We start from the raw sequence: 4698 nt of genomic DNA on the forward strand, positions 1-4698 counted from the left end.
GCACGGTGCGCTCCGTCACCGGCATCACCGCCGCCACGGCCGACACCTACGAGCAGCTGAGTTTCGGGTCGTCGGGCAGCGATGGCGCGTACARCCAGGCCACGTTCTCGGCCTCGACCAGCTACGCCGCCGGTGACCGCATTGCCTTGCTGGGCGCCTTGTCCGCCTACCGCTACAGCGTGACGAACAACGCACTGCAGCAGACGGACCTGATCGCCGGCACCACGGCCACGCTGGCCCGCAACGTGATGGCGTTCCGCGTGCAGTACGGTGCGGCCGCGTCGACCAGCTCGCGCGCGCTGGACAGCTGGGTCAACCCGGGCGCGAGCACCGAATGGGCGACGGTCGACAGCGCCCACCTCGGCCGGATCCTGGCGATGCGCGTGCAGCTGCTGCTGCGCAGCCCCCAGCCCGAGAAGCCCAACACCAGCACCGGTGTGTGCGAGGCGACAACCATCGCGCCGACCTTGATGACCGGTGAAACCTATGCGCTGGCCACCGCCGACAGGTGCTACCGCTACCGCCTGGTGAGCACCGTGATCCCGCTTCGAAACATCACCGGAGGCCTGAAATGACCCCACGCGCCCGACACCAACGCGGCGGCTCGCTGTTCCTGGTGCTGATCGTGCTGGCCACGCTGATGCTCAGCGGCCTGGCGCTGGCCCGCATGACCGATACCGGCACGCTGCTCGCCGGCAACCTGGCCAGCCGCGCCGCGGCGCTGCAGGCCGCCGAGGTCGGGGTCAACAACGGGTATGCCGCGGTGCAGGGGCTCACGGATGAGGAGTCGACCGCCCAAAGCTTGACGTGGTATCGGCGCACGCTTGACACGAACCAGACGGCCCAAGGGTTGCCGAACTCGGTGCCGTGGAGCAACACACCCGCCAGCACCGTCGGCGCGATGACGGTGAACTACTACGTCGAGCGCGTGTGCGACTACACCACCGCTGCCATCACCGACGCCACCAAGCAGTGCCTGCTGAAGGAAGTCGACATGCCGGTCAATCGCGCCGAAGACCCGGGCGACCGCGACAAGCAGCTCGACAACCCCTACGCCACGCAGTTCCGCATCACGACCCGCGTCACCGACCAGCGCAACACGACGGTCTATGTGCAGGCCCTGGTGACCAAGGGCAGCAACTGAACTTCGCTCGAGAGGATGTGACCATGTCGTTCTTCATCAATCGCCCGGGCGCCCTGTGGGTGTCGTTGCTCCTGCTGGGACTCCCGTCGGCGCACGCCACCGACGTGGCGACCCGGCCGCTGAAGGCCAGCGTGCTGGTCAAGCCGAACGTGATCATCGGGATGGACGATTCCGGGTCGATGGATGCAGAAGTGCTGTTCGACGAAACGAACAGCGGCATGCTGTGGTGGGATAGGACCACCAAGCAAGCGTGGTCCAACGGCAAGCTTCGCGACAAAACGAGCAATTCCGACCTATACGGCTATCTCTTTCCCAACGGGGCAAACGTCTCGATCCCGGGCACGCTGGTGCTGCCGACGACCTATGCCGCAATCCCTCCCACCAAGGACTTCGCGTTCACGCGCTCAAATGCCTACAACCCGGCCTACTACGACACGAACGTCACATACGCTCCCTGGGTGAACTACTTCTACAGTGGCTCGCTGACTTCCTTCGGCGATGCGGTCCCGAGTGCTGCACGATCGCACCCGTCCATCGGTTCGAGCACTTTCGATTTGACGCGACAACACTGCGACGTCGGATCAAACCAGCAATTCACACTGTCCGCAGGCATGCGAATCGAAAAGGGTGTGGCATGGGGATACTCCGATTGCTCCACTGTGCAGACGACGGACACCATCGTGAACGTTACAGGGGGTCTGTCGGTCTCCTTCAGCTACTACCCGGCCACCTTCTGGGTCCCTGAAGTCTGCACCGTGTCCGCGAATGACCCGACCTGTGCCACCGCTTACGACGGCGGGACATTGAAGCGGTATGAAATCAAGTCCGGCAACACCTTCCCATCGGGGCGCAGCTATGCCGACGAATTGCAGAACTTTGCCAACTGGTTCCAGTACTACCGAAAACGCAAGCTGACCTTGGCGGCCTCGATGGGCAAGATCCTGCAGCGCATCGACGGCATCAACCTCGGCACCGTCTCCTTCTCGAATCAGGTCGCAGGCACGGGTCTAATCGCTCCGACGATGTACGACATGGACTCAACCACACCGAGCACCGGCTATCAAGCTGCACTCGCTCCCTTCTACCGAAGCAACGCGAGCAGTTCGACGCCGACGCGCAAGGTGCTGAGGTACATCGGCCAGCAATTCAGCGGCAGCACGATCGTGGGGTACGCGTGCCAACGCAACGCCGCACTGATTGCCACCGACGGCTATGCCGACGATGCAGCCGCTGCCGCCCCGAGCTACGACGCCTCGTTGTATGGCAACAATCGCCCGCCGTTTGCCACGACCTACGCTGGCACGCTCGCCGACCTGGCCCTGTCCTACTACACGAATAACCTGCGTCCCGCGATGTCGACGGGCAGGGTGCCGACCTCCGACAGCGATGCAAATCCGAACCTGCACATGACGACCTATGCGGTGTCGATCGGGTCCAAGGGCAACCTGTGGCCGGCTACTGCGGCACCGACCACGGCCTCCCCCGCCAGCTTCTGGCCGGCAACCACCTTCGGCACTGCCGGTGCCAATGCATCTGCGATCGACGAGCTGTGGCATGCGACGATCAACGGCCGCGGCGAGATGTTTCTCGCAACAACACCCGATGCGACCGCCGACGCCATGCAGGCCGCCTTCGACTCGATCCGGTCACAACGCGCCGGGGAGGCCAGCGCCAGTGTCGGTTCAGCCAACCTGACACGAAGCAACGGCAAGGTCTACGCGACCAGCTACAACGTCAGCGGCTGGACCGGTGACCTGGGTGCCTACCCGATCGACAGCACGACCGCCGTGATCACCTACACGACGAGCTGGTGGGCGAGCACCCAATTGTCCAGCAGGAACTGGACGGGCCGCAGCATCGCCACCTACGACGGCGCCAGCGGCCAGCCCTTCACCGCCACCGCCGTGGGCGCGAAGCTCAACCCCGGCAGCATCTACGGCAGCACGAGCAATCTCGTCGACTACCTGCGCGGCAACCGCAGCGGCGAAGGCAGCACCTGGCGCAAGCGCGGCTCGTTGCTGGGCGCGATCATCAATGCGTCGCCGATCGTCAGCCGCGACAGCAGCACGGTCTTCCAGGCCTCCAACGAAGGCATGCTGCACGCCTTCAACACCACCAACGGCAAGGAACTGTGGAGCTACATTCCCGGCTCCGTGCTCACCGGCATCGGTGCCACCAGCCAAAAGAGCTACCGCTTCAGTGCCCAGCTCGACGCCACCCCCACGCTGGCGACGGTTTCCGGCCAGGAGATCCTGCTCGGTGGCCGCGGCTCGGCGGGCACCGGCTGGTATGCGCTGGACGTGACGAACGCGTCGGCCATCACCAGCGACGCCGCGCTGGCAGGCCGCGTGAAGTGGGAATTCCCCAACGACAACACCTCGGCGTCGGTCAGGAACCAGGCGGGGCTGTCCATCGGTGGACCCCGCATCGTCCGGATCAAAGGGGCGACCAACTCGGTCGCCCTGCTGAGCAGCGGCTACAACAACGCCGCGCAGGACGGCGTCAGCCGGCTCTTCGTGCTGGACGCGCTCACCGGGACCTTGCAGGCCACGCTGTCCACCACGGCGGGTGCTTCGGGTGACCCGGGCTTCGCTCAGTTCTCGCCGTACTTCGAGGACGACGGCTCGGTCCAGTACGTCTACGGCGGTGACGAGCGCGGCAACCTGTGGCGCTTCGATCTCGTCAACAGCCAGGTCAATCGCGTGGCCACGCTGAGGGATGCCTCCGGCACCGCGCAGCCGATCACCACGGCCCCTGCGCTCGTCTACCAGAACGGAAAGCGGACCCTCTTCGTCGCGACCGGCCGCATGCTGGGCTTCACGGACCTCTCGAGCACGCCCGGCACGCAAACGGTCTACGCGATCTCGGACGGTGACGAACTCACCAACCCGCGCGGCAGCCTGACCAAGCAGGTCTACGACAGCGCCACCGACACGCTGACCAGCAACAGCGTCAACTGGAGCACCAGCCGGGGCTGGTACATCGACCTGCCCGCCGGCGAGGTCGTCAACACGGCGCCGTCGATCGGCTACACCGCCGTGGTGCTGGTGACCAACAAGTCGACCATTTCGGACTGCTCGGCCAGCTCCCGCTACTACGTGGTCGACATGGCCAGCGGCACGGCCATCTCCGGCGTCGGCTACGTGAGCGCAACGATCTCCAGCACCGACATGTCGTCGAAGATGACGCTGCTGCGCACGACGGCGTCGAGCGCCTCCAGCGGGTCGTCCAGCTCCAGTTCCAGCAGCAGCTGCGGCTCCGGCGGCATCGCGGGGATGACGACCGTCGCGTCGGGCACCATCAGGACCACGGCCCTGAACCTGTGCCAGGCCATCCCGTCGCGCAAGAACGCCTGGACCGAGATCCGCCGTTGATCAGGCCCGCCCGGCGGCGAGCTCGATGCCGTCGGCGAACCTCGGCAGCAGCGGCAGCGGCAGGTCGTGCCCCATGCCGTCGACCAGGTCGAGCTGCGCGCCGCGGATCTTGCGCGCCAGGTCGTGCCCGGCCGCCACCGGCACCAACGGGTCGGCCTGGCCGTGGATCACGCGGCACGG

At 65.8% G+C, this 4698-nt stretch carries 4 protein-coding genes; 3 read left to right on the forward strand and 1 reads right to left on the reverse strand.

Translation table 11 applies throughout. The features are described from left to right. The 3 genes from AC1D12_RS25160 to AC1D12_RS25170 all read left to right on the forward strand — a co-directional run. Positions 1 to 575: PilW family protein (locus AC1D12_RS25160; RefSeq protein WP_477843612.1), on the forward strand; the 575-nt coding region annotated here is incomplete at its 5' end. Then, positions 572 to 1144: a pilus assembly PilX family protein gene (locus tag AC1D12_RS25165; protein WP_477828480.1), complete on the forward strand. Its 573-nt coding sequence runs from the start codon at positions 572 to 574 to the stop codon at positions 1142 to 1144. The genes AC1D12_RS25160 and AC1D12_RS25165, both read left to right, overlap by 4 nt. 23 nt (positions 1145 to 1167) lie before the next feature. Beyond that, complete coding sequence (locus AC1D12_RS25170; RefSeq protein WP_477843614.1) at positions 1168 to 4518, forward strand: pilus assembly protein; 3351 nt, start codon at positions 1168 to 1170, stop codon at positions 4516 to 4518. Here AC1D12_RS25170 and AC1D12_RS25175 read toward each other — a convergent pair. Then, positions 4519 to 4698 (reverse strand): alpha/beta fold hydrolase (locus tag AC1D12_RS25175; protein WP_477843616.1); only part of this gene is annotated, 180 nt, incomplete at its 5' end.

Source organism: Rhizobacter sp. P1_G5 (genome assembly GCF_056405435.1).

What these genes read in the sequence shown, in the direction of transcription:
- AC1D12_RS25170 (WP_477843614.1), top strand. Translation starts at nt 1,168, where the DNA reads ATGTCGTTCTTCATCAATCGCCCGGGCGCCCTGTGGGTGTCGTTGCTC.
- AC1D12_RS25165 (WP_477828480.1), top strand. Translation starts at nt 572, where the DNA reads ATGACCCCACGCGCCCGACACCAACGCGGCGGCTCGCTGTTCCTGGTG.